The organism is Bacillus sp. FSL R5-0431, assembly GCF_038002985.1.
GTDB lineage: Bacteria > Bacillota > Bacilli > Bacillales > Bacillaceae > Bacillus.
The window spans coordinates 1900340-1923148 of the sequence record NZ_JBBOOG010000001.1 but is presented as its reverse complement, the minus strand read 5'-3'; the positions used below and the strand labels follow the sequence as shown (position 1 = coordinate 1923148).

32 protein-coding genes are annotated in these 22809 nt (G+C 41.0%); 22 read left to right on the top strand and 10 right to left on the bottom strand.

Annotation, left to right across the window (positions count from 1 at the left end):
* Positions 1-11: 11 nt before the first annotated feature.
* Positions 12-980: a sigma 54-interacting transcriptional regulator gene (locus MKZ03_RS09550; protein ID WP_307499796.1), complete on the bottom strand. Its 969-nt coding sequence runs from the start codon at positions 978-980 to the stop codon at positions 12-14.
* Positions 981-1161: 181 nt separating this feature from the next.
* Between MKZ03_RS09550 and ilvA the strand changes: the two genes are divergently transcribed.
* The 7 genes from ilvA (at position 1162) to ypmT (ending at position 5988) form a co-directional block, all read left to right on the top strand.
* Positions 1162-2430 carry a threonine ammonia-lyase IlvA gene (ilvA, locus tag MKZ03_RS09545; protein WP_034661970.1) on the top strand — a complete coding sequence of 423 codons (1269 nt, stop codon included), beginning with the start codon at positions 1162-1164 and terminating at the stop codon, positions 2428-2430.
* Positions 2431-2466: 36 nt separating this feature from the next.
* On the top strand, positions 2467-2718 hold the full coding sequence (locus MKZ03_RS09540) for a YpmP family protein (RefSeq protein ID WP_034660976.1): 252 nt from the start codon (positions 2467-2469) through the stop codon (positions 2716-2718).
* 187 nt (positions 2719-2905) lie between these two features.
* Positions 2906-3748 (top strand): DegV family protein, encoded by an 843-nt coding sequence (locus MKZ03_RS09535; protein WP_034660975.1) that lies wholly within the window; start codon positions 2906-2908, stop codon positions 3746-3748.
* 22 nt (positions 3749-3770) lie between these two features.
* A complete protein-coding gene (locus MKZ03_RS09530; protein ID WP_034661968.1) occupies positions 3771-4361 on the top strand; it encodes an SCO family protein in 591 nt (196 codons plus the stop codon).
* 69 nt (positions 4362-4430) lie between these two features.
* Positions 4431-5192: an SGNH/GDSL hydrolase family protein gene (locus MKZ03_RS09525; protein WP_223250486.1), complete on the top strand. Its 762-nt coding sequence runs from the start codon at positions 4431-4433 to the stop codon at positions 5190-5192.
* A gap of 9 nt (positions 5193-5201) precedes the next feature.
* Positions 5202-5768 (top strand): YpmS family protein, encoded by a 567-nt coding sequence (locus MKZ03_RS09520; RefSeq protein ID WP_307499794.1) that lies wholly within the window; start codon positions 5202-5204, stop codon positions 5766-5768.
* Between the two features lie 22 nt (positions 5769-5790).
* A complete protein-coding gene (gene ypmT, locus MKZ03_RS09515) occupies positions 5791-5988 on the top strand; it encodes a protein YpmT (protein WP_034660972.1) in 198 nt (65 codons plus the stop codon).
* A gap of 31 nt (positions 5989-6019) precedes the next feature.
* On the opposite strand, the gene MKZ03_RS09510 is transcribed toward ypmT, so the two are convergent.
* The 3 genes from MKZ03_RS09510 to MKZ03_RS09500 all read right to left on the bottom strand — a co-directional run bounded on the left by MKZ03_RS09510 (position 6020) and on the right by MKZ03_RS09500 (position 7553).
* Entirely contained in the window at positions 6020-6685 is a 666-nt protein-coding gene (locus tag MKZ03_RS09510; protein WP_307499792.1) for a DUF4397 domain-containing protein, read from the bottom strand.
* Positions 6686-6806: 121 nt separating this feature from the next.
* The gene (locus MKZ03_RS09505) at positions 6807-7067 is read right to left on the bottom strand and encodes a hypothetical protein (protein ID WP_034660970.1); all 261 of its coding nucleotides are present in this window, start codon (positions 7065-7067) and stop codon (positions 6807-6809) included.
* 54 nt (positions 7068-7121) lie between these two features.
* Positions 7122-7553, bottom strand: coding sequence for a MarR family transcriptional regulator (locus MKZ03_RS09500; protein ID WP_034660968.1), 432 nt, complete (start codon positions 7551-7553; stop codon positions 7122-7124).
* A 137-nt stretch (positions 7554-7690) separates the two neighbouring features.
* Between MKZ03_RS09500 and msrA the strand changes: the two genes are divergently transcribed.
* On the top strand, positions 7691-8227 hold the full coding sequence (msrA, locus tag MKZ03_RS09495) for a peptide-methionine (S)-S-oxide reductase MsrA (RefSeq protein WP_307499791.1): 537 nt from the start codon (positions 7691-7693) through the stop codon (positions 8225-8227).
* On the top strand, positions 8224-8655 hold the full coding sequence (msrB, locus tag MKZ03_RS09490) for a peptide-methionine (R)-S-oxide reductase MsrB (protein ID WP_307499790.1): 432 nt from the start codon (positions 8224-8226) through the stop codon (positions 8653-8655). Before msrA ends, msrB begins: the two co-directional genes overlap by 4 nt.
* 51 nt (positions 8656-8706) lie before the next feature.
* Here the strand turns inward: msrB and MKZ03_RS09485 are convergent, their stop codons facing one another.
* Complete coding sequence (locus tag MKZ03_RS09485) at positions 8707-9735, bottom strand: SDR family NAD(P)-dependent oxidoreductase (RefSeq protein ID WP_307499789.1); 1029 nt, start codon at positions 9733-9735, stop codon at positions 8707-8709.
* 243 nt (positions 9736-9978) lie between these two features.
* On the opposite strand from MKZ03_RS09485, the gene MKZ03_RS09480 reads away from it, so the two are divergent.
* Positions 9979-10701, top strand: a complete 723-nt coding sequence (locus tag MKZ03_RS09480) for an acylneuraminate cytidylyltransferase family protein (RefSeq protein WP_034660961.1) — start codon at positions 9979-9981, stop codon at positions 10699-10701.
* 28 nt (positions 10702-10729) lie between these two features.
* Here MKZ03_RS09480 and MKZ03_RS09475 read toward each other — a convergent pair whose 3' ends face one another.
* On the bottom strand, positions 10730-11692 hold the full coding sequence (locus MKZ03_RS09475) for a CgeB family protein (protein ID WP_341031661.1): 963 nt from the start codon (positions 11690-11692) through the stop codon (positions 10730-10732).
* Positions 11693-11707: 15 nt separating this feature from the next.
* Entirely contained in the window at positions 11708-12109 is a 402-nt protein-coding gene (locus MKZ03_RS09470; RefSeq protein ID WP_106031081.1) for a hypothetical protein, read from the bottom strand.
* A gap of 207 nt (positions 12110-12316) precedes the next feature.
* Between MKZ03_RS09470 and cgeC the strand changes: the two genes are divergently transcribed.
* From cgeC to MKZ03_RS09435, 7 genes are all read left to right on the top strand, one after another.
* Entirely contained in the window at positions 12317-12637 is a 321-nt protein-coding gene (gene cgeC / locus MKZ03_RS09465; RefSeq protein WP_341031658.1) for a spore maturation protein CgeC, read from the top strand.
* Positions 12638-12654: 17 nt separating this feature from the next.
* Positions 12655-13950 (top strand): glycosyltransferase family A protein, encoded by a 1296-nt coding sequence (locus tag MKZ03_RS09460; protein ID WP_307499787.1) that lies wholly within the window; start codon positions 12655-12657, stop codon positions 13948-13950.
* Positions 13951-14108: 158 nt separating this feature from the next.
* Positions 14109-15485 carry a sigma-54 interaction domain-containing protein gene (locus tag MKZ03_RS09455; protein WP_307499786.1) on the top strand — a complete coding sequence of 459 codons (1377 nt, stop codon included), beginning with the start codon at positions 14109-14111 and terminating at the stop codon, positions 15483-15485.
* A gap of 117 nt (positions 15486-15602) precedes the next feature.
* Complete coding sequence (gene ablA, locus MKZ03_RS09450) at positions 15603-17003, top strand: lysine 2,3-aminomutase (protein ID WP_034660953.1); 1401 nt, start codon at positions 15603-15605, stop codon at positions 17001-17003.
* Between the two features lie 2 nt (positions 17004-17005).
* Positions 17006-17287, top strand: a complete 282-nt coding sequence (locus MKZ03_RS09445) for a YokU family protein (protein WP_080869528.1) — start codon at positions 17006-17008, stop codon at positions 17285-17287.
* Between the two features lie 79 nt (positions 17288-17366).
* Entirely contained in the window at positions 17367-17591 is a 225-nt protein-coding gene (locus tag MKZ03_RS09440; RefSeq protein ID WP_034660951.1) for a YozE family protein, read from the top strand.
* A gap of 144 nt (positions 17592-17735) precedes the next feature.
* Entirely contained in the window at positions 17736-18416 is a 681-nt protein-coding gene (locus tag MKZ03_RS09435) for a hypothetical protein (RefSeq protein ID WP_012010279.1), read from the top strand.
* Here MKZ03_RS09435 and MKZ03_RS09430 read toward each other — a convergent pair.
* The gene (locus MKZ03_RS09430; protein ID WP_258182067.1) at positions 18413-18547 is read right to left on the bottom strand and encodes a hypothetical protein; all 135 of its coding nucleotides are present in this window, start codon (positions 18545-18547) and stop codon (positions 18413-18415) included. The genes MKZ03_RS09435 and MKZ03_RS09430 overlap by 4 nt on opposite strands.
* Before the next feature lie 119 nt (positions 18548-18666).
* Here MKZ03_RS09430 and MKZ03_RS09425 point away from each other — a divergent pair, with 119 nt between their 5' ends.
* The 5 genes from MKZ03_RS09425 to MKZ03_RS09405 all read left to right on the top strand — a co-directional run bounded on the left by MKZ03_RS09425 (position 18667) and on the right by MKZ03_RS09405 (position 21577).
* Complete coding sequence (locus MKZ03_RS09425; RefSeq protein ID WP_066030762.1) at positions 18667-18837, top strand: YozD family protein; 171 nt, start codon at positions 18667-18669, stop codon at positions 18835-18837.
* Positions 18838-18887: 50 nt separating this feature from the next.
* On the top strand, positions 18888-19496 hold the full coding sequence (locus tag MKZ03_RS09420; protein WP_187703919.1) for a phosphatase PAP2 family protein: 609 nt from the start codon (positions 18888-18890) through the stop codon (positions 19494-19496).
* A gap of 54 nt (positions 19497-19550) precedes the next feature.
* Positions 19551-19868 (top strand): YodL domain-containing protein, encoded by a 318-nt coding sequence (locus tag MKZ03_RS09415; protein ID WP_095285295.1) that lies wholly within the window; start codon positions 19551-19553, stop codon positions 19866-19868.
* Between the two features lie 112 nt (positions 19869-19980).
* A complete protein-coding gene (deoD, locus tag MKZ03_RS09410) occupies positions 19981-20676 on the top strand; it encodes a purine-nucleoside phosphorylase (RefSeq protein WP_012010274.1) in 696 nt (231 codons plus the stop codon).
* Between the two features lie 70 nt (positions 20677-20746).
* The gene (locus MKZ03_RS09405) at positions 20747-21577 is read left to right on the top strand and encodes a M15 family metallopeptidase (RefSeq protein WP_060596558.1); all 831 of its coding nucleotides are present in this window, start codon (positions 20747-20749) and stop codon (positions 21575-21577) included.
* A 50-nt stretch (positions 21578-21627) separates the two neighbouring features.
* Here the strand turns inward: MKZ03_RS09405 and MKZ03_RS09400 are convergent, their stop codons facing one another.
* Complete coding sequence (locus tag MKZ03_RS09400; RefSeq protein ID WP_003216113.1) at positions 21628-21879, bottom strand: hypothetical protein; 252 nt, start codon at positions 21877-21879, stop codon at positions 21628-21630.
* A gap of 92 nt (positions 21880-21971) precedes the next feature.
* Entirely contained in the window at positions 21972-22670 is a 699-nt protein-coding gene (locus MKZ03_RS09395; RefSeq protein WP_060596696.1) for a class I SAM-dependent methyltransferase, read from the bottom strand.
* Positions 22671-22809 lie beyond the last annotated feature (139 nt).

Sequence of the window (22809 nt, the reverse complement as noted above, 5' to 3'; positions counted from 1 at the left end):
ATGTCCTCCTTTTATTGAACCGGTATATAACCATCAAGTGACTTCAGGAATGAAAGACCTTCAAGTGTAATCTTCGTGCCGGCCCTGCCTTTTCCTTTTGTCACGTATGCTTTTTTCTCAAGGTCATCTAATCGGCTTCTCACCTGCTGAGGAGTCAGCGGAATGTCGCCTTGTTTGCTTAATTCAGACAAGATGCGTCTGCTGGCTGCTTCACCTTTCTCATTGAGAGACTTAATGGCTTCCAGCAGGAAAACAAACTCTTGTTTTTCCATTAGTGTGAGCTGGTGTTCTTCCTTTTTTCCTTTTACGTCCGGCGAAAGAGGTGTTAACACAAAAGGCGGCAGGTGGTGTAAAAATACCGTTTGCCCCTCGAGAATGACTGCAGCATAATGAACGATATTTTTGAGTTCCTGTACGTTTCCTTCAAACGGATACTCCTGCAAGGTTTCCCAAACACTTTGATCAATATCAGGCGTCATGCTCAGCTCCTGAAAGAAAGCAGTTGTTAACACAGGAATGTCTGTTTTTCGCTCTGCTAATGACGGCAGGGGCAAATGAAAAACATTTAAACGATAAAACAGCTCAGGTAAAAAGGTAGATGACACCCTCAATGCCTCTATTGATAAAGACGAAGTGGCAATGATTTTTGTTGCAAAAGATGTTTCTAGAAAACGAATGACCTGATGCTGCATAGGAATACTTAATGCGGCGATTTCGTCTAAATAAAGAATTTGACGGGTCTTTTCCGTGAAGGCTTTCTGTAAGGTATCTTCATCTAAGACGGGGCAATATAGATGTGTCAGTGAAGCGTTTGGAGCAGCTGCATTTGCAATTTCCTGGGCAAATAGTGTTTTGCCTGTGCCAATTTCTCCTGTTATCAAGACCGGCTGCTCGTGTTTTGTGAATTGCTTTGCCAGATGAATGGCACGCTTCATTTCTTGATGCTCTCCATATATAGACGTAAACGAATGTGTGGTCATCGGGTGATTCCTTTCTTTGTGGTTCTAATTGGTTCAATTGTAACACCCAATAAAACCAAATGTACAGAAAAACGAAAAAGTTTATGAAATTTATGCTTGATCCATGATCTATCGGTTTATTTTTTGAATATTCATGTTATAATGACAAATTAAATAAGGTTAAAGAGAAAGGATCTTGTACATGAAACCGTTGCTCAAAGAAAACACGCTAATTCAAGTGAAAGACATTTTAAAGGCCCATCAAAATTTGAAGGATGTAGTGATTCATACACCTCTTCAAAAAAATGAGCGACTTTCTGAACGATATGAATGTAATGTCTACTTAAAAAGAGAGGATCTTCAAGTAGTTCGTTCCTTTAAATTAAGAGGCGCTTTTAATAAAATGAGCCAGCTTCCAAAAGATAAACTAGAAAACGGCATTGTCTGTGCAAGTGCAGGAAATCACGCACAGGGTGTTGCCTATTCTTGTAAATATTTAGGGATCCACGGGAAAATCTTTATGCCTGCCACGACACCAAGGCAAAAAGTATCTCAAGTGGAGCTTTTCGGAAAAGAATATGTTGAAATTATCTTAACCGGAGATACGTTTGATGATTCATATCATGAAGCAGTAAAATGCGGAGATGAAGAGAAGCGCGAGTTTATCCATCCGTTTGATGATTTGGATGTGATGGCAGGACAAGGAACGACTGCTGTAGAAATATTAAATGATATCGAAGTGGAGCCTCACTTTTTATTTGCAAGTGTTGGAGGTGGAGGTCTGTTATCTGGAGTTGGTACATATATCAAAAATATCGCCCCAGAAACCGAAATCATTGCAGTCGAACCACTTGGCGCAGCTTCACTCCATGCTTCCCATGAAAAGGGCAAGGTTGTGACACTTGATTCAATTGATAAGTTTGTAGACGGAGCAGCGGTTCAGCGGATTGGCGAAAAGACGTTTACATCGCTTCAGTCCGTTGTCGATAAAATCAGTCTTGTACCTGAAGGAAAAGTATGTACAACCATTTTAGAGCTGTATAATCAATGTGCGATTGTAGCAGAGCCGGCAGGCGCACTGCCGATCGCAGCGCTGGATGCCCATCGCGAGGAGATTAAAGGGAAAAATGTTGTCTGTATTGTCAGTGGAGGAAATAATGACATTGGCAGAATGCAGGAAATCAAAGAACGGTCGATGATCTATGAAGGGCTTCAACATTATTTCATTGTCAATTTTCCGCAAAGAGCAGGAGCGCTTCGGGAATTTTTAGATGAAGTATTAGGTCCAAATGATGATATCTCACGCTTTGAATATACGAAAAAGAATAACCGAAGCAAAGGCCCCGCGCTTGTTGGCATCGAATTGAATGAAAGAGATGACTATGCGGCACTGATTGAACGGATGAATAAAAAAGGCTTCCATTATGTTGAAGTGAATAAAGATCAAGATTTATTCCACCTATTTATTTAGGCCTAACAGAACATTGGAAAAGAGGATTGATCGTTTGTGCTGCTCAAAACAATATGTTTTAGACGGATGGATGGAGCTCAGATCAAGGTAACAGAAGTCCCTGTACTAAAGGGAGATGAGACGTATGGTTTCATGCTCACCTTTAGACTTGAAGCTTTCTTGAAAAAAGTCTATGTATCTAAAGGAAAGAGAGCTGTATACTCTTTCAGAGAGGATGTGAAACGTAACGTCAAGTGGAGCACATATGAGCAGATCTATCAGGAGCCTACACTGAAACACAATGCGTAAATAGAAATCTTTGTCAAGTGGAGTGAGCGGCCGTTTTGAAATGACAGCTGCTCAGCTTGGCAAAGATTTTTTTCATAAAAAGAAGAAAATGTGACAATTTTAAAAACGTCATGACAGTTGTTTTCAAGTATGCACGAAATAAGGTAATATCATAAGTAAAGACTAAGACAGCAAGGATGAGACGATAGTGAAACAAATTAAAATTGTAACAGATTCAACTGTGGACCTTCCGCAAGAAAAAATCAATGATCTTTCCATTCACGTGATTCCGCTCAATATCTCCATTTCTGGGGTTGATTATATTGACCGAGTGAATATACAGCCAGATGAATTTATTGAAAAAATGGAGGCCGCTGAGGAATTGCCGAAAACGTCTCAACCTGCGATCGGTCAATTCGTCGAATTATATGAAAAGCTCACAGCAGATGGAAGCGAAGTCATTAGTATCCATTTAACGGGTGGAATGAGTGGTACTGTTCAAACTGCTGAAAGCGCTTCGAAAATGGTAGACGGAAACATCACGGTGATTGATTCAAATTTTATTTCCTATGGGTTAGGTTTTCAAGTCAGCAAAGCAGCAGAGCTTGCAAAAAATGGTGCAAGCCGTGAAGACATCATCAAAGAAATGGATAAAATCCGTCTTAAAACAAAGCTATTTGTCACAATCGATACATTAGAAAATCTCGTGAAAGGTGGAAGAATTGGAAGAGGAAAGGCGCTGATCGGCTCACTTCTTCATATCAAACCAATTGCCAGCTTAACGGATGGGGTATACACGCCGGAAGCGAATGTGAGAAGCTATTCTGCTCTTGTCCGCTATTTGACCAAACAGTATGTACAGGCCGTGAAAGGAAAAACAGTTCAAGCCATTGGGATAGCGCATGCAGATGCATTAGAACTCGCTGAAAAGCTCAAATCAGCGCTGCTTGATCACACACCTGAAGCACTTGTTGACATTGCCTACACAACACCGATTATTTCGTGTCACACTGGAAAAGGCGCAATAGGCTTTACTTTTTATACCGATTGATTGAAAAGGGGATGGACGTACCATGCTTAAAAAAAGGGGAGCCTCACTTGGTGCGCTTATTATCATAAGCGTGCTTCTTTTAGTCTCATGTTCAAATGGACAAATCAAAGATGCGTTAAATTATCAAATACAGCCGTTTGAGTATGAAAATCAGGATGGTCAAAAGGTGTCATTGGATGATTTGAAGGGGAAAGTATGGGTTGCAGATTTTATTTTCACAAGCTGTGAAACGATCTGTCCGCCGATGACTGCTCATATGACAGAGCTGCAAAAACGGTTAAAAGAAGAAAAATTGGATGCTCATATCATTTCCTTTAGCGTGGACCCGGAGGTAGACTCACCGAACAAGCTAAAAGAATTTGCGAAAGCATATCCATTGTCCTTTAAAAATTGGGATTTTCTCACTGGCTATTCACAGTCCGCAATCGAAAAATTCGCAATGAAGAGCTTTAAAACCATTGTGAAGAAACCTGAAGATGAAGACCAAGTGATTCATCAGTCATTGTTTTTCCTAGTTGATCAAGAAGGGAAAGTGATGAAAAATTATGATGGTGTACAAAATACACCTTATGATGAAATTATCAAGGACATCAAAACGCTGAATCGAAGCTAGCATAAGGATGTTCAAATGAGCGAAAACATGATACACTTTTTTAATCAGAAAAAGGAGGGACATCATCGTTTGAAGGCTCGTTTGATTTTGATTGTGATGTCTCTAGCTTTTGTTCTTTCTGCATGTTCCGCGCAAGAGGCTGGCATAAAGGATAAACTAGAAGACACACAAGACGTAAAAGAACATATTACGATCGCAGCGGTTGGAGATTCCTTAACAGAAGGAATCGGAGATCAACATAAAAAAGGATATGCAGGCATGACCCGTGACAAGTTAGAAGCGGTGGACGGCGTGCAATCTGTCACATTAAAAAATTATGCCATTAAAGGCAGTAGAACGGTAGATTTATTAAAAAGATTAAAAGAAAAAAAGGTGCAAGACGGACTGAAAGACGCTGACTATATTTTCTTTACGATCGGCGGCAATGACTTAATGCATGTTGTCCATCAAAATGTGCTCAATTTGACTTTTGCTCCTTTTCAAAAAGAGCAGGGTCCTTTTGAGGAGCGCTTTAAAACCATTCTTGCTCAATTGAGAAAGCACAATGATCATGCGAAGATCATGTATGTCAGCATGTACAATCCCTTTAAGTTCAGTTTGTCTGAGCTGCGAGATATTGATGAAGTCGTCAAAGATTGGAATGCCGCTGCCAAAAAAGAACTGAAAAAAGACGGCAACGCTGATATGATCAATGTAGCAGATTTATTTGAGGAAGATTCTGATGAAAAATTACTGGCAGATGATGATTTCCACCCAAACCAAAAGGGGTACTCTCTTATGGCAAATCGTTTATTCTCCAAAGTGAAAAAAGAAGGACTGCCGAAGGAATAGGGTGAACGTATGAAAAAGTGGAAAAACTTATTTTTTATTTTACTTGCAATCAATCTATTGATTGTTCTTGCCTGCGGTATTTTGATGATGCTGCCAGGCGGTCAATCCGCTTCAACTAAAGAATTAAAAAGCGAGTATTCTTTTAATATATCTAGCTCAAAGGAATCGCTCACCAGCTTTATCAATGATTACTTGAAAAATCAAGGATCAAGTGATATGCCAGACTTTCATGTGGCGATCGATCAAGATGTGAAAGTAACAGGCGCAATTAAAGCTTTCTCTTCGACTATTGATGCAAACGTCTCATTTACGCCAACTGTCGAAGATAATGGTGATGTGCTGTTGAAAGTGGATGGCCTTTCAATTGGACAATTGAGCATTCCGATTAGTTTTGTTTTAAGCTACATGGGCCAGTTCTATGAACTGCCAGAATTCGTTCATGTGAAACCGGATCAAAAAACGGTTGAAGTACGCCTTTCAGAAATGCCACTGACGAATGATATGTATGTGAAAGCAAACAAAATTGATCTAGAGAACGATGAAATTGAGTTCTCATATTATCATCCAAAGCAATAGAAAGTGAGTCAGGAGTGAAATCATGAAGCGAGTCTATCAATATTTTAGTTTACTGTCGCTTTTATTTGCTGCGTACTTTGGCATTACAGCTGCCACTGATTTAAGAGCAGAAAATATCGATCAGTTTTACTTAAATATTGCCTATTGTGCATTATTTCTAGGTATCATGATTCTTGCTTTTGATTTTCAAAAGCAAGAAAAAGCTGAAGATGTCTCGTAAAGAGCCTTTTCCATTGAGGAAAGGCTCTTTTTTATATTTGCTGAGACAAGACCACCTTCGCCATAAGCTCTGGCTCTCCGTTAGCAAAGCCATGAAGCAGAATGAGGTATGCGCGATTTGCTTGCAGATGAACTTTTGGGATATCAAGCAGTACACTTTGAGTACCGGCGGCTTTTAATTCAAAATGATATTTATTCGGGGAGAAATGATGAATGTGAGTGCCGTTTACATAATGAAGCTCCTTTGATAACACCCCTTGATCACGTTCATATATATCAATGGAAGGAAGGTCTGGAGACAGATGGACAAATGTAAGGGCTGACAGGTCCTCGTGTTGAATCACAGGGTCTTGCCGCTCTGTCAGCAGCGCAAAACCTGCATGAGCACCTGTGATACATAGGGTGTAAATCTCGCTACGTTTAATCATCATGCAAGAATGAAGAACTCTTTCTTTTGTAGTCAGCTTGAACACTTCTATCTCATAAATTCCCTCATTCCACTCCATATAAGCTGTCAAATGACTGTAAGGCATTTTTTTCAAGACCTCATTCCGATTCACATATACAGCGAGCTCACTAAGATCTGGTGCAGCGTGAAAGAGCCGAATAAAGGCTTTGGATGAAGGGCTGCTTTGAGGGTGCTCGAAGCCCGCAGCGAGTGGACGGTATGGAAAGTCATGATAAGAGAGCTGCTGCATGTCATCAATCCCTACTTTCTTATGCGATGGTGTTTTTTTGTAGCGTATGCATGAAAAAGGCGATCTGTATAGGCAAAAGAAGCATAGAAAAAAGCCTGACGTTTTCCGTCAGGCCCGCAAGTTAAGAAGGAGAAGAATATTGATGATATTCAGCTAGCTTAATGAACGTTTTTTCATCCTCAATTAAACCACAAACGCCGCACTGGACTTTTATTTGAGGACCTTGATAGCTCACGTGAAAAGGAGAAAGCTGCTCTCCTTCGTATCTTTCGACAACTGCTCCGGTCGCAGGATCCAGCTTCACAGGTTCTGAAAGCTGCTCAATCAGATTAAAGCGCGTTCTGTTTGTTTTACAGTTTGGACAAAGATAAGGGCTTGTCATGGTTCATTCCACCTCTTTTTATCCGTAGCATGTCCAGAGCGCTAAAATCTATGCTTAATCCTTTTGACTTTTATCCAGCTTTTTAAATAATTTGATCATTGTTTTCAGTTCTTCGTCGTCGAATGACTCAAATCGCTCCATAAAGTATTCTGTTTTCTTTTTCTCAAAATGCTCAGTAATTTCCTTACCCTTATCGGTTAAGTGGATTTTGATGATGCGGCGATCCTCTTTAGAACGGATACGGGTAATCCAGCCCTTCTCTACGAGTGTGTCGGTCACAGCTGTGATATGGCTTGCTGACACCCCTAGAATGGACGCAAATTCCGTTACTTTTTTTGCACCTTGCTCACGAAGCAGATTTAAAATGAGAAATTCATTCCGAGATAATTCGTTTTCGAGCAGGCTGTTAATCTCATAACGGATCTGCTTAAATACGGTTCTCAGTAAAGAATCCATTTCATACATCATTTGTTTTCTTTGTTCCAATCATTAAACCCCCATTATATTTTAAGATACGACAGAATGCTTTCTTTTATTTTAGGTATACAAGTCGTATCATTTTCATTATTTTTCATCATGTTATAATATGATGATACCATTTTTTAAATGAAGGGGGCACTAATATGTCTGAAAAACAAGAATTAGCCACATTTGCAGGAGGCTGCTTCTGGTGTATGGTTAAACCTTTTGATGAACAGCCGGGCATTATCAAAGTTGAATCAGGGTATACTGGCGGACATACAGTGAATCCGACCTATGAGGAAGTATGTACAAATACAACAGGACATAGAGAAGCGGTTCAAATCACGTTTGATCCAGACGTTTTCTCGTATGAAAAGCTATTAGAACTGTATTGGCAGCAAATAGACCCAACAGATGATGGAGGGCAATTTGGTGATAGAGGAGAGTCCTACCGCACAGGTATTTATGTTCATCATGACGAGCAGAGAAAGCTTGCAGAAGCATCGAAAGAGAAGCTGAACGAAAGCGGCACTTTCCAAAAGCCAATTGTGACAGAAATTTTAGATGCTGGTCCTTTTTATCCCGCAGAGGAATATCATCAGCATTATTATAAAAAGAACAAAATGCACTACGAACGATATCATGTCGGTTCGGGCAGAGCGGGTTTTATTGAGTCCCATTGGAGTGATAAATCATGACAAACGAAAAAGAAAAGCGTCTGAAAGAATTAAACCGAATGCAGTACGAAGTCACGCAAAATAATGGCACTGAGCCGCCATTTCAAAATGAATTCTGGGATCACAAAGAAGAAGGCATTTATGTAGATATCATTTCAGGCAAGCCGCTTTTTTCATCTTTAGATAAGTTTGATGCCCATTGCGGCTGGCCGAGTTTCACAAAGCCGCTTGAAGATGAGGAAGTAGCGGAGAAGGTGGATACGAGCCATGGGATGGTGCGGACAGAGGTGCGCAGCAAAACAGCTGATTCTCATCTAGGTCATGTCTTTCCTGATGGACCAGGACCAAATGGTCTTCGGTATTGTATTAACTCAGCCGCTTTGAAGTTTATCCCAAAGGATGATCTTGAAAAAGAAGGCTATGGGAATTTGAAACATCTATTTGATTGATCTATTTAAAAATCGTCACATGGAAGGCATCTGCTTCCGTGTGACGATTTTTTATTTTTTATGATGCGTGTGATGTAATTGTTCAATGATGTGGAATAGCTTTTCTTTTGTAATGAGAGGCGCTTCATTTGATGTGTAATTGGTTAAGTCGACTTTTTGAAAGTCAGCGTGCAGTTGTGGTCTTGGTAAAATGGCATAAAATTGTTCATGCTCAAATAGTGCATCTGCTTCGTGCTGAAATGTGAGCTCTTCGTGAAGCTTTTCTCCAGGTCTTTTCCCAACAACGAGAATATCCGGGGATGCGACATTGATTTGAGTGGCATATTCATGAAACGCTTTTAAGAGATCAGCAAGCTGTAATGACTCCATCTTGAGAATGAACGTTTCGCCGCCTTTCATCATGATCGCTGCTTGAAGTGTGAGGGAGACAGCCTCTTCGATGGACATAAAAAAACGTGTCATATTAGGGTCAGTTACGGTCAAAGGTTTTTCATTTAACAGCTGCTGGAGCATGATGGGAATGACTGAACCTCTTGATCCAAGCACATTGCCAAAACGCACAGAGCAAAACATCGTTTTTTGATTCGGAATACTTTCGTTTGCTTGGAAAAATAGTTTTTCTGAAATTAATTTTGTTGCACCCATGGCATTTGTTGGAGAAACCGCTTTGTCAGTTGATATGTTGACAACATGACTGACTTCATGTTCGATTGCGGCTTCAATGACGTGCTGCCCGCCGATAATATTCGTTTGCACGGCTTCAAACGGATTGTCTTCACAAGTGGGTACTTGTTTTAAGGCGGCTGCATGAAAGATGATATCAACGCCTTTGACGAGCTGTCTCACGCGGCTTGCATCTCGTACATCTCCTAAAGCGAATGCAACTTCTGGATGATCTGCATACTCATTTTTCATCATGTATTGTTTGCTGTCATCTTTGCTGAAGACGATAATCTTCTTTGGAGAGCATGATGTTAATTTTTTCACAATTTGACGGCCGATCGAACCCGTACCGCCTGTGACTAATATCGTTTTGTCACGAAAAAAAGCCTTCAAACTCATTTCTATCTTTTTGGACATATCTAATCCCCCAACTCTCATTTCTCTACTTTGCATCATATGTGAAAGAGCGGCATCCGTTTGAGGAAAAGAACCACTTTCTATATAAATTAGGTGAACAAATTATAACCATCTGCTTGACGTCTTAATAGAATATGGAGAGATAAGAGAACAAGTAGAAAAACGAGAGACCTGAACACTTCAGTACTGCGATCAGCTCGGATGAAAATGAAGAGAGCTTTGCGTGAGGGGAGAAGGGAATACATGTATAGGGGAAATCGTATTTTAGCCTTGATACCAGCTTTTAGAAGTAGGCGCGATCAGCATGATGAACACATTCGCGTATTGGCGGAGCGGCCGCTCATCTATTGGACCATTCAGCCGTTACTGCAAATGATTGAGTTAGATGAAGTCATCGTCTCTACAGAGGATGTCAATACTCAAATCATTTCATCTCACTACGGAGCCCATGTGATTGAACTGCCAGACACGCATGTAACGGAACAAACACCGTCACTCATAGCTGTGAAGCATGCGCTTGCTTATTTAGAGCGTGAGGGGAAGACCTTTGATATTGTTCTATATTTGCATCCATCGTCTCCTTTAAGAGAGCCGGAAGATATTGAGAAGTGCTTGCAGCTTCTAGTAGAAGGGAGTTATGACTGCATGGCATCTTTTACAGAGGCGCTAGAAAACCCAAATGAAACATGGACACTGCATGAGAATAATGAAGCAACTTTATATAAGGACAATCATTACTTTTTCATGCCAAAGCATGAGCAGCCATATACGTATGGCCGTTTAAATGGAGCAGTGTATGCTTTTCATGTTCCATATGCAAAAGAATGCATTCATTCCTTTTTAGAAGGATCTGTTGGAGCGTATATCATGGATCGCCAAAAATCACTCGTGGTGAAACAGGAGGAAGACCTTGAGAAAGCGGAGAAAGTCTTATTGGCTCGCCGAGATGCGGAGGGTTATGCATAAGATGAATTTCAACGAGAAAAGCGCCCGGTCATAGGGCGCTTTTTACGATCTCATAAAGCCTGTGTGGAAATGTCTCAAATGTATTCCAGGGAACGACTTGTTCGTAATTGTTTCGTGCGATCGCTTTTCTTTTCTCGGCATTTGATCCATAATATTCAACCTGTTCCAGCAAATCGTCCTCATCTTTATAAAAAACGAAGCTTGAAAAAGCTTGCGGCGGTTGTAGATCCGTCAATTGAAAGCTTTCAGCTGCAGCGATATCAAACGCTCTGTTGTTCAGGCTTACATTTTGAATCATGGCTTTGTTTTTATTATAGGCAAACTGAGCCGGCCTGTGCGGGTTAAGAACAATCGCTGATTGCTGATAGATGTCCGCCATTTGCTGAGGGCTCAGCCAATTGGTCACTAGTGTGAGATCTCGATAATGTCTTCGTGACTTATTTAAATGACGATGCCATTCCTTACCTGCAACGAGAATCCGCCATTTGTTCTGTTGTAAGAGTGTATCAATGGCTTTGATGCGGTTGGGATAAGGGTAGCCGGCGAGTGCAATGTCATAGTTGCACATCTCTTCAGGCGATTCGTTTTTTTGAAAAACACGTGTATTTACCGGAATGGGAAAGTAGTGGGTGTGACCTATGCCCAATTGTTTGTAAAATGGCAAAGCTCCTTCATCAATCGTTAATATGAGCCGCGCATCACGCGTGCAAGCAGCTGACACATCTGTATAAAAGGGATCTTCTGTCATCCACAAAACGATCGGGATCTTTTCTTGTTTGAATTGATGAAGCACTTCGCTCGGAACATGATCACCGATCATCATCAAAACAAAATCCGGAGAAAATGTCCGGATTTTGTGCATGTGAGGGGGTAGAGATTCTCGATCAATTTTTACACATGAAAAGGGGGAATCAATGAAGCTCTCTTCTACCCATTGATCAAACATGTGATAGATTCCACCGTAGCCAGAGCTGATATAAAGAACCTTCATGATGGCCCTCTCACATTAAGATGTGAACGTAACACTTTCAACTTTATCTACATCTAATAAAGTCGTTGCAGAGCCTGTTGGTGTAACTGAGCTTTCTTGTGTAACAAATACAACACCCGTTGAAGCATTGAATGCTACGAATTGAACCGGCCCGATTAAATCTCCTGAGTCAGTGACAATGCTGATGACGGTTCCTGGTGCAAGTCTTGCAAAAATCCATCTTGCTGGCTGCGATACATCGAGTGTTGTAGCAGAATCTGAAGGTGATGCCTCAGCTGCCACTTCACTTAATAAATTGTTCAATTTTTCTTCCATTTGAACTCCTCCTTCTTCAAGATTAACTGTTAATGCACGAGTAAGTGGTTTGAAAAACACTTTCAATAGTTCTTTTTTTAATTCGGCACGCTTGTCGCTCATTTTTTCCCCATCCTTTCTTCATCAATTCAAACTCACCCCTATGTATATGCCGTTCACTTTTTTTGGTATAAGCAGAACGCTGATTCTTTGTTCTTTTTTTCATTTAATTACTTCACACATTTTTAAAAATGTTTTCAAATGCTGAGGCTAAATGAAGTGATTCTCATACTCTAGTAAAGATTAAATGTGAAGAGAGAGGGATTATGAATGGAATTTGAACAATTATTAAATGGTTGGAACGAAGAATTACTAGAAGCAGAAGGAGTACTTGAAGTCATCTTGATTTTACTTCTTTTTCGTCTTTTAGAAGAAAGTGAGGAAGAGAGTGTGTCAGACATCAAAGAATTACTTCGTCCATGGCTTGAGCTTGGCATACCGCTGCCACGTGTTCATTTAGTCAATGGAGAGGTCCTTCAAAACGTAGTTGTTGTGCAGCTCTTTGATACAGTAGCGGTCTTTAAAAACGTGACAAATCAGCTAAGAGTGAATGTTCCTTACGTGAACATTGTCAGCTGGGGGGCTTTTTAATCTAATTAAAAAGGATAATGATCATGAAAGTATCGGTAATTTTAACAAGCTACAATAAACCTGATTTCATTGATCGTGTGCTAAAGAGTATGGTGGAACAAACGTATTCAAATTGGGAGCTTCTGATTATGGATGATGGCTCAGAACAAGGCACCCTCCAAAAGATCCAGCCCTATTTAGACGATGAACGCATTCATCTGTATTCACGCACGGTTCATCCTGCAAAACGGCTGTTAACCGTTCGGTATGCGACGCTTATTAATGAAGCGCTAACCCGTATAACAGGTCAGCTCATTTGTTATTTAACAGATGATACTGTGTATCATCAAGATCGTTTGCAGAAAATGGTGGATGTTTTTCAGTCGAAGCCTCATATCGATATCGTGTATTCCTCGCAGCGGGTCGTGCATGTTGATAAGCATTTAGTTGAGACCATGAGCTTTGTCCGTGAAGCAGACCAAATCTTGGAGCATGCGTCCTTTCAAGTGGATCATTGTTCGGTCATGCACAGAAGGCGTTTGCTTCCGCTAATTCATGAAAAATACGGGCAATATTGGGATGATGGGCCGAAACACTGGCATCATGCAGATTCTGTTTTTTGGATGAGGCTGAATCAATTTGCCGCGTTTTTTCCATTAAGAGATGTACTTGATACAACGTATAAAACCCCTCATTCCTTTCATCATCTGTTTTCGAGTATGCCGTATGATCTCATTGACGGAACGGTGATTGAAAAGGAAGGGGATTACTACCAAATCGCAGGCGGCAATCTTCATGAAATTGAAAGGTGCTGGGTGAACGAAAAAAACAGGCGCGCAATTCGGGTGCCATCGTTATGTGCGATGAAATATGAGATGAAAGACATGCTGGCAGTACCAAATTATACAGTTGTCACGGCAGATCATGGGAAAACGTTCTATTATATTGAAGATCAGAAAAAAAGGCGATTTGCTGCAAAACGTGACGTGCAATATTTTCAGTTTCACCCTAAGGAGATCTATACGATTTCAAATGAACGGCTTCAGATGTTTGAAGATGGCGGCATGATTCAAGTTTCTCCAGTATTTAGTCCGCCAAACAGACGGCTGTTTAAATGGAAACAAGATGTCTATTTACTGATGCATCATACCTTTTACCGTATTGATCCTGATGTCGTGAAGCGATTTGCTTTTTATCATCAGCCAATTAATTTATACCCTTCCCAATTTACGTTATTTCAAGAAGGAAAGCCGATAGTGCCGCTGTATATGGAATCGCTGCAAGAATTTGATATGTCTCTTTATCAAACATCAGGGCGAAAGCACTCCTCATAAGAGGGGTGCTTTTTTGACGCTATAGACAAAAAAAGCAGGAAGTTGCAAGGAAAAAGCGAAACATGAAAGGACAGGAGAACGTGTGAGGAAGATGATCAAGCCGCTGAAAATCCGGCAATAGATGCCGGTTTTTTGGCACTGAAAGTGAGGGGGAAAGAATGGGGAAAGTTGTCGAAAGAGCGGATTGGTTTGAATTAATTTTAGAAGCCATTGATGAAGCCATTCATGTTGTAGATGATCAAGGCATGACGATCTTTTACAATCATAATGCCGCTAAGTTTGACTGTTTACAAAAAGAAGAGGTGATTGGCAAGTACATCCTTGAGGTGTATCCCTCTTTAACAGAAAAAACAAGTACGCTTATGCATGTTTTGAGAACTGGGAAGCCCATTTATCATTCGCTGCAAACCTATTTGAATAAAAACGGAGAAAGAATTGAAACCGTCAACACGACATTGCCCATTATTGAAGAAAGCAAGTTAATAGGCGCGGTCGAAGTCGCAAAAGATGTATCGAAGCTGTCAGCCCTTTCAAATCGTTTAGATCAAAAAAAACGGATACACGATGTGGCTGGGGCAGAACAAATGCATGATTTTGCTTCATTTTTAACAAATGATCCGTTCTTAAAAGAAATGCTTGAAAAGGCAAAAAAAGCAGCTGCTTATCCGTCATCAGTTGTTGTCTACGGGGAAACAGGGACAGGGAAAGAAGTGCTCGTTCAAGCCATTGTTCATGAATCTGACCGGAAAAACCAAGTGTTCATTCCGCAAAACTGTGCAGCACTTCCAGAATCGCTACTTGAGAGTCTATTATTCGGATCTGTCAAAGGGAGCTATACGGGCGCAATTGATCGCAAGGGGCTCTTTGAATTGGCTGATGGAGGCACGCTTTTTCTTGATGAACTGCAAGCGATGCCGCTCACGCTGCAGACGAAATTATTACGTGTGTTAGAGGATGGTGTTGTGCGCCGTATTGGGGATGCAAAAGCGATTCAAGTGGATGTAAGACTCATTACTGCACTCAATATGGACCCATTTGAAGCGGTGAAAAAGCAAATTTTAAGAGAAGACTTATTTTATAGACTGCATGTGTCATCTTTTCATATCCCGCCGCTTCGTGAGAGAAAGCAAGACATCCCGCTGCTTTCCCGCCATTTCATTCAAACCTATCATCAGCAGTTTTCAAAAAACGTCAAACGCCTTTCTGAAGAAACGGAACAATTGTTTATGGCTCACCACTGGCCGGGAAACGTTCGAGAATTAAAACATACCATTGAGCATGCCGTATTGATGATGCCAAAGGAAGCGGAAGACATCACACCTTCATACCTTCCTGCTCATTTACGTACGCAGAAGCTCGAGGAAGAAACACCCGACGCCTCCTTAAAAAGTCAGGTTTCTTTATTTGAACAAACTTTGATTCAAGAAGCTTTAAATCAGCATCATGGCAATATTAAAAAAACCGCCGCAGCCTTAAAAATCCCTCGACAAACGCTGCAGTATAAACTGAAGAAATATGCAGATGCCGAAAAATAGGCACCACCATCCATTGGATATCACGGGTAAAGCTCCTTTTGTAAAGAATAGGGGCATTTTCCCATGTTGGCACATAACTTGCATAGTATAAGGTGAATGCTGATAGGGGGAATGGATATGAATCAGAAACTGTATGAACCGGCGCGTCATTGGAAGGACATTGAGCTTTGGAAGGATGTACCTGAGGAAAAGTGGAACGACTGGATTTGGCAGCTGACGCATACCGTGAAAACGCTTGAAGATTTAGAGAAAATCGTGAACTTAACAGAAGAGGAAAGAGAAGGGGTGAAGATTTCCACCAAAACCATTCCACTCAACATTACACCCTACTATGCCTCACTGATGAATCCAGACGATCCAAGATGCCCAGTACGTATGCAATCTGTGCCAATCGCTGAGGAGCTTCATAAAACAAAATATGACTTGGAAGACCCTCTGCATGAAGATGAGGACTCACCTGTCCCGGGGTTAACGCATCGGTACCCAGATCGTGTGCTCTTTCTTGTAACAAATCAGTGCTCCATGTACTGCCGCTATTGTACGAGAAGACGTTTTTCCGGCCAGATCGGTATGGGCGTGCCAAAAAAGCAGTTAGATGCTGCCATTGGATATATTAGAGAAACACCTGAGGTGCGGGATGTGTTAATTTCCGGCGGAGATGGGCTCTTAATCAATGATCAAGTGCTTGAATACATTTTGAAAAACTTACGAGACATTCCGCACGTGGAGATCATTCGGATAGGAACCCGCGCGCCGGTCGTCTTTCCGCAGCGCATTACAGATGAGCTGTGCGAGATTTTGAAAAAATATCATCCGGTTTGGCTGAATACCCATTTCAATACAAGCATTGAAATTACGAAAGAAGCGAAAGAAGCGTGCGAACGTCTTGTGAATGCCGGCGTCCCTGTTGGTAATCAGGCTGTCATCCTTGCAGGTATTAACGACAGTGTGCCGATTATGAAGAAGCTGATGCACGATCTCGTGAAGATACGGGTCAGACCTTATTATATCTATCAATGTGATTTATCTGAGGGGATTGGCCACTTTAGAACACCAGTATCAAAAGGTCTTGAAATCATTGAAGGCTTAAGAGGGCATACGAGTGGGTATGCCGTGCCAAGCTTTGTTGTAGATGCACCAGGAGGCGGAGGAAAGATAGCCTTACAGCCAAATTATTTATTATCGCAAAGCCCTGACAAAGTCGTCCTTCGTAACTTTGAAGGTGTGATCACCTCTTACCCTGAACCAGAGCATTACGTCGCAGGGCAGGCAGATGCGTATTTTAATGAAATTTATGAAGAGAAACAAGAACCGGCAATTGGTGTTACCGCACTATTTCAGGATGAAGCGAAATCGTTTACGCCTGAGAATTTAAGCCGGATGAAACGAAGAGAAGCATATGAGACAAATCCTGAGCATGACACACTCAAAAACAAACGTGAAAAACGAGATGAATTAAAAGAGAAAAAATATCAAGCACAGCTCAAAAAAGATCAAACTGTAAAGGAGGAGAAATGACCTTGCTGACATGTGATTGGTGTGAGGAAAACAAAGCAAACGCAGAGCAGACAACAGTCTATTGGGAACTGATCACTGGCACACAATCAATTGAAATCATCGAAACACCGTCCATTTCCTGCACGCACTGCGGCATGTTATATCAAAAGGATGAGACGGTCAAAGAGATAGAAGATCAATTAATTTTAGTGGATCAGACAAAACTTCCAGAAAAAATTTCATACGAAGAATTAATGAGCATGGAGCGGTTATTAAAGCGAAATTACTTTGACTTTTCATCATAAGTTGTACCTCCGCCTATACAAGTCATCAAATTGCTGTATAATATAACAACAAAATAGAGTGTCGCGGAGGGAAAAACAGGTGAAGTCGTTTTACCATTATTTAATGAAGTACAGACATCCAAAACCGAAAGATGAAATCAGCCATTTTGCAAATGCTGCTTATGAGGATCACAGCTTCCCGAAAGCGTCCATTGATTATCATGAGCTGTGTGCCTATTTAGAATTAAATGGCGATTATTTGAGCTCAATGACAACATTTGACGAAGCGTTTGAGCAATATGAAGTAGAAGTCAAAAAAAAATAACAAACAACCGCTTGTTCCAGATGGGAGAAGCGGTTTTTTTATAAGAAATAAAATGGCGTTTTGCATGGTGTGGTTGCCCATGCAGAATTCCTTGCGCCGGCATACGATACGTTAAGACCAAAAGTCGGGCAAGGGGGAGACAGAATGAAGGCGAAAGCACCAAAATATCAAGTAGGGGATATTGTCGTCGTTGTCATGTACGGCACAGTCGGAACGATTACAAAAGTCCATCAAATTGACCAGCACTATTTGTATGAGGTCAATCATAATGAGGTGCTTTATTTTGAAACATCACTTCAGCTTTACGATGAGTACGACGGGGTGATTGTGGATACAGAAAAGCTGGACATTGAATATGAGTTCCTCATTGGCGATGTTGTATATGTAAAAGATTACGGAAAAGAGCTATTTAAAATTATTGGCCATCGGACTGAAATATGGCGATACCTTGATGACGGCTGGGAAGATGTCATTTACGAACTCACGAGGCTAAAGGACGGAGAGTGGCTGGAAACAGAAGAGGAAGACTTAACGCTTGTCCTGAGGAAATATGAGATGGACCAGTTCGTTCATCAGCTTCTTTTTGTGCATTACGTCGGTGAAACCTCAAAAGAAATGGAAGAAGATATGGTTCAAACGGCTCTATTACAACTAGAAGAGAAACAAGAAAGCGAAGCATCACTAGAATTCCTCGCTGTATCTATAGTGGATGAGCTTCTTGATATATATAATGACTATAAAATTCTCTACGAATTTTTCGAAGATCCAGAATACAAGGATATGATGGATTTTATATTGGAAAGTTTACACGAGCATTTTGGTTAAAGAAAGACTTGTCCTAACACGAATAAAAAATAAGGCACACAGAAAAAAACAATCACATAAAACCATCCCCTCAAGATACGGCCCATCACCTGATCAAACGTTTCTCCATCTAATATGCTTAACCATTTCATTGCCTCAAACCCCTTTTCTTTTTGTTTACTGCATTTATATGTATGGAATGAGCCATTATGACAAACTGTAATAAAAAACAGGCGTCGTTCATACATCATAAAAAAGGAGGCGGAATGTAATGAAAGAAGCAGATTTGGTGATTGATACAGAGGAAATTGCGGAATTCTTCTACATGGAGCTGGTCAAAAGAGGGTACATACCTGCTGAGCTGGAAACGTTTGAGCTGGCTGACATTACGTTTGAATATATGCTGAAAAAAGCAATGATAGTTGAAGAAGAGGCGTGGTAGGCACTATACTTTGAAGAGATTCTGAAGAGAGAGGGAGGAGAATCTTTCGCGTGTATATCCTATTTCTTTTGATTTTATTTGGCGCCATTGCTGCGCTCATGGTATCTGGTGCGGGTCAAGAATTGGACAACCAGATCATCTTATGGTTTGAGAGCATCAGACTCCCTTTTTTAAATAATGTCATGCTGACTTTGACGGACTTTGGCATTAGTGCGCTGCTCGTCCCAATCATGCTCATTTTTAGTGTCGTACTATTCATGTATAAGCGCTATTACTCTATCATGATGCTTTTTCTATTATATCTCACAGAAAAAACCATCAATCATGAACTAAAGGGGCTGTTTGCTAGAGAGCGACCGGCCTTTGATCATCTTGTCAATGAAACGTATTACAGCTTTCCGAGCGGACATTCGATGAATGCAGCCACAATCTATCCTTTTATAGCTTATCTATTAGTTGAAATGATTCCATGGCTGAAAGAAAGACAAAAAATCGTCTACTTGATCACGGGGTTCTGTGTTCTTTTGATTGGGATCAGCCGAATGTATATCGGTGTTCATTATTTGACAGATGTTGCAGGCGGTTTTGCGATAGGACTTGCTTTATTTCTCATTTGTAAAAAGATTGACGAAAAATTGTCTGTCATTCGACAAAAATAGAAGAAGGAAATTGACAGACCCCAGCCAATTTTATATAAAAGGGGAGGGATTTGAATGCAATTGACGTTGAGATTTTTTCAAAAGAAACCTTCAGCATTTCACTTAACCATTTATCAGACACCTGAATATGGCGCTGCAAGCGGGCATCAGCCTGTGTACCGGACAAAGATTGGCGGCAGAACACACCTGGATGTTCTGGAAAAAGCATTCTCGACATTTAATGTACATGATACAGTCCCTAATGATTACAATGCACGGTTTATGACAACAGGTGATATTGTTGTGATTGATGATAAGAAGAAGGGAAAGTGCTATTATCAGCTTTTTCCGGCAGGATGGAAACGCAGTGAACGACTGATGACGATGAGTTAAATAGATGATTGACGATGCCAGCTTAAGCTTCAGCTGGTATTTTCTTTTTTAGGCTCAATCGTTTATACTAAATAGGATAAATCACATAGTAAACGTAAGTGGAGGCTAAAAAATGAGTGTACATATTGGAGCAGAAAAAGGACAAATTGCAGAAACGGTATTGCTGCCAGGCGACCCGCTTCGTGCGAAATATATTGCAGATACATATTTAGAAGATGTCGAATGCTATAACGAAGTGCGCGGAATGTATGGTTATACTGGAACCTACAAAGGAAAGCGCGTTTCTGTACAAGGTACCGGAATGGGCGTACCTTCTATTTCGATTTATGTGAATGAACTCATTCAAAGCTATGATGTTCAAAACTTAATCCGCGTCGGATCTTGCGGGGCTATCAAAAGGGATGTCAACGTGCGTGATGTCATTTTAGCTCAAACATCTTCAACAGACTCACAAATGAATCGTGTGGCGTTTGGACCGATTGATTACGCACCTTGCGCTGATTTTGGACTGCTTAAGAAAGCCTACGATACAGCAGAAGCAAAAAATGTCGCTGTACGTGTCGGTAATGTATTTACCGCAGACCAATTTTACAATGAAAAACCACTTGAACTCATGGCTCAATACGGTATCCTAGCGATTGAAATGGAGACAACAGCTCTTTATTCGCTTGCAGCAAAATTTGATCGAAAAGCGTTATCCATTCTGACAGTGAGTGATCATGTTCTCACAGGAGAAGAAACAACGGCTGAAGAGCGTCAAACGACATTTGACGAAATGATCTTAATTGCACTAGACTCCGTTTTATAATAGTATAAAGGGTGTGCTACGATGTAGCGCATCTTTATTTTTTTTTAGAAGAGCAAAAGGAAGGTATGTCATGAAGAAAAGCTATAAAATACTCTCAATCGCATCGATTCTTGGTTTGACAGCCGCACTATCGGGCTGCCAGTTGCTGGATCAAAAAAGCGGTACATCTGAATCGAACAAAACAAACGAACAAAAGAGCGCAGCAAATTCATCTACCCAGCAAAACTCAAACAATACAGCAGATTCATCGGATCAAGAGCTGACATTAAAGAGTGAATATTTCAATGACATCAAGGTGGTAAGTGGGCTGAAAACCATTCAAAATCCTGCAAACGTGCTAGCTCTTGTCAACAAAGAATACGCATTACCAGGAACCTATAAACCTTCTGATCTCGTTGTACCAAAAGTAGAATTCTCTTTTTCAGAGGATATTGAAAAACGATATATTCGTAAAGAAGCAGCGGAAGCACTTGAGAAGTTATTCAAAGATGCGAAAAAGAAAAACTTCGAGCTGGCTGCAGTATCTGGCTATCGCTCCTATGACCGTCAAAAAGTCATTTTTGATAGTGAAGTCAAATTAAAAGGCAAAGACAAAGCGCAGGAAGCAGTAGCTTTACCAGGCGAAAGTGAACATCAAACAGGCCTTGCCATGGACATTTCCTCAAAAAGTGCCGGCTTTGACATCTCTGAAAAGTTTGGTGAAACACCTGATGGCAAATGGGTGGCTAAAAACGCCTATAAATATGGTTTTATCATTCGTTATCCAAAAGGAAAAGAAGATATTACAAAATATGAATATGAGCCGTGGCATCTGCGCTATGTTGGAAAAGAAGCAGCAAAAGCGATGCATGATCACGATTTAACATTTGAAGAGTACATGAACAAAGTGAAGAAAATCTAATCAAATAAAAAGGCCTCCCAGCTATTCGGGGGGCCTTCTTTATTCTTCTTTTAAAAAAAGAACAATCCTGCTAATGCGAAACCTGTAATGAAACCAAGCCCGATGCCATAAGCGGCACCCCAGCCGTAATACCCTCCGTAATAACCAAAGCCAAAGCCGCCGCGAGAACCGCCGACTGGACGAATATACACTTTACGGTTTGTCACCCGCTCAATGCGTCCGACATGTACTCTGCCATTACGATCTGTGATTCTAGCGACTTTTCCCATGTGCTGCTGACAAAGCTTTTGATAGCGCTCCATATTTTTCCTCCTTATGACAAACTCTGTTCACTCTTATCCTATGCGAGAGACCTCATAGAGTTTGGACAAAACATATAGGAGATTCGCTCATTTTATACGGTACATTCAAATAGAATGTGGCTTAGCTGCTTCCGGTGCGCTTGAATCAGATCGTAGTGTGTTTGCAGCGTTTCGTAAAGAGAAGGCGGGATGTGTTCAGATAATTCCATTTCTGTCGGCTCCTCCTGTACCATGTGTTCATCAAATGAGAGAATGCGAAAGTCATGGAATCCTGCTGCTTTTAGCTGCTCCTTCCATTCTTCAAGTGAAAAGAGTGAGTGGAACCCGTAAAAATCTCGTACGGTGGCGAGCTCCTCTGGTGTAAGGGGTGCTTTTAACACAGCTTCATTTGCGATCATTTGACTTCCAGGGGCAAGCACTCGTTTGATCTCAGCAAGTGCAGCAGGAAGGTTTGTGAAGCTTAAAACAGATTCACTGATGAGAAGAGTGAACGCTTCATCTGGAAATGGCAGCTGTTCAATTGATGCTTGCAATGCGCGGATCGGCAGTTCTTCTCGCTCAAATCGCAGGTTGGCCTTTTCAATCATCAAAGGGTGTGTATCAATCGCCTCTACCTGATAACCGATATTTCCTAAATATGCCGCCGTTTGTCCTGTCCCGCATCCCGCATCCAGTATACGTGCATCCGGCGTCAACTTTATATGCTCAAGCATCGTTTTTGTTAACTCAATTCCGCCAGGATGGGCACTGGATACGCCAAAATAGGCAAGCATTTCTACATAATCACTCATAAAATCCCTTCTTTCCTTATCAAGTTCCTCTTTAAAGATTATGCAATGCAAGGTTAAATGGCTTATCTTTTCAAAGAGAACTTCGATCCTTTGGTTGACGGATGAAGCATCGTCCTTGATAATAATGAAAGGAGATAAA

Coding starts and splice junctions, on each gene's coding strand:
- MKZ03_RS09530 (WP_034661968.1), top strand. CDS start 3,771: ATGCTTAAAAAAAGGGGAGCCTCACTTGGTGCGCTTATTATCATAAGC.
- msrA (WP_307499791.1), top strand. CDS start 7,691: ATGTCTGAAAAACAAGAATTAGCCACATTTGCAGGAGGCTGCTTCTGG.
- MKZ03_RS09470 (WP_106031081.1), bottom strand. CDS start 12,109: ATGAGCGACAAGCGTGCCGAATTAAAAAAAGAACTATTGAAAGTGTTT.
- MKZ03_RS09395 (WP_060596696.1), bottom strand. CDS start 22,670: ATGAGTGATTATGTAGAAATGCTTGCCTATTTTGGCGTATCCAGTGCC.
- MKZ03_RS09520 (WP_307499794.1), top strand. CDS start 5,202: ATGAAAAAGTGGAAAAACTTATTTTTTATTTTACTTGCAATCAATCTA.
- MKZ03_RS09505 (WP_034660970.1), bottom strand. CDS start 7,067: ATGACAAGCCCTTATCTTTGTCCAAACTGTAAAACAAACAGAACGCGC.
- MKZ03_RS09425 (WP_066030762.1), top strand. CDS start 18,667: ATGAAAGAAGCAGATTTGGTGATTGATACAGAGGAAATTGCGGAATTC.
- MKZ03_RS09485 (WP_307499789.1), bottom strand. CDS start 9,735: ATGTCCAAAAAGATAGAAATGAGTTTGAAGGCTTTTTTTCGTGACAAA.
- MKZ03_RS09405 (WP_060596558.1), top strand. CDS start 20,747: ATGAAGAAAAGCTATAAAATACTCTCAATCGCATCGATTCTTGGTTTG.
- MKZ03_RS09550 (WP_307499796.1), bottom strand. CDS start 980: ATGACCACACATTCGTTTACGTCTATATATGGAGAGCATCAAGAAATG.
- MKZ03_RS09475 (WP_341031661.1), bottom strand. CDS start 11,692: ATGAAGGTTCTTTATATCAGCTCTGGCTACGGTGGAATCTATCACATG.
- deoD (WP_012010274.1), top strand. CDS start 19,981: ATGAGTGTACATATTGGAGCAGAAAAAGGACAAATTGCAGAAACGGTA.
- MKZ03_RS09430 (WP_258182067.1), bottom strand. CDS start 18,547: ATGAAATGGTTAAGCATATTAGATGGAGAAACGTTTGATCAGGTGATG.
- ilvA (WP_034661970.1), top strand. CDS start 1,162: ATGAAACCGTTGCTCAAAGAAAACACGCTAATTCAAGTGAAAGACATT.
- MKZ03_RS09400 (WP_003216113.1), bottom strand. CDS start 21,879: ATGGAGCGCTATCAAAAGCTTTGTCAGCAGCACATGGGAAAAGTCGCT.
- MKZ03_RS09510 (WP_307499792.1), bottom strand. CDS start 6,685: ATGCAGCAGCTCTCTTATCATGACTTTCCATACCGTCCACTCGCTGCG.
- MKZ03_RS09435 (WP_012010279.1), top strand. CDS start 17,736: ATGAAGGCGAAAGCACCAAAATATCAAGTAGGGGATATTGTCGTCGTT.
- MKZ03_RS09480 (WP_034660961.1), top strand. CDS start 9,979: ATGTATAGGGGAAATCGTATTTTAGCCTTGATACCAGCTTTTAGAAGT.
- msrB (WP_307499790.1), top strand. CDS start 8,224: ATGACAAACGAAAAAGAAAAGCGTCTGAAAGAATTAAACCGAATGCAG.
- MKZ03_RS09455 (WP_307499786.1), top strand. CDS start 14,109: ATGGGGAAAGTTGTCGAAAGAGCGGATTGGTTTGAATTAATTTTAGAA.
- MKZ03_RS09415 (WP_095285295.1), top strand. CDS start 19,551: ATGCAATTGACGTTGAGATTTTTTCAAAAGAAACCTTCAGCATTTCAC.
- ypmT (WP_034660972.1), top strand. CDS start 5,791: ATGAAGCGAGTCTATCAATATTTTAGTTTACTGTCGCTTTTATTTGCT.
- cgeC (WP_341031658.1), top strand. CDS start 12,317: ATGGAATTTGAACAATTATTAAATGGTTGGAACGAAGAATTACTAGAA.
- MKZ03_RS09460 (WP_307499787.1), top strand. CDS start 12,655: ATGATCATGAAAGTATCGGTAATTTTAACAAGCTACAATAAACCTGAT.
- ablA (WP_034660953.1), top strand. CDS start 15,603: ATGAATCAGAAACTGTATGAACCGGCGCGTCATTGGAAGGACATTGAG.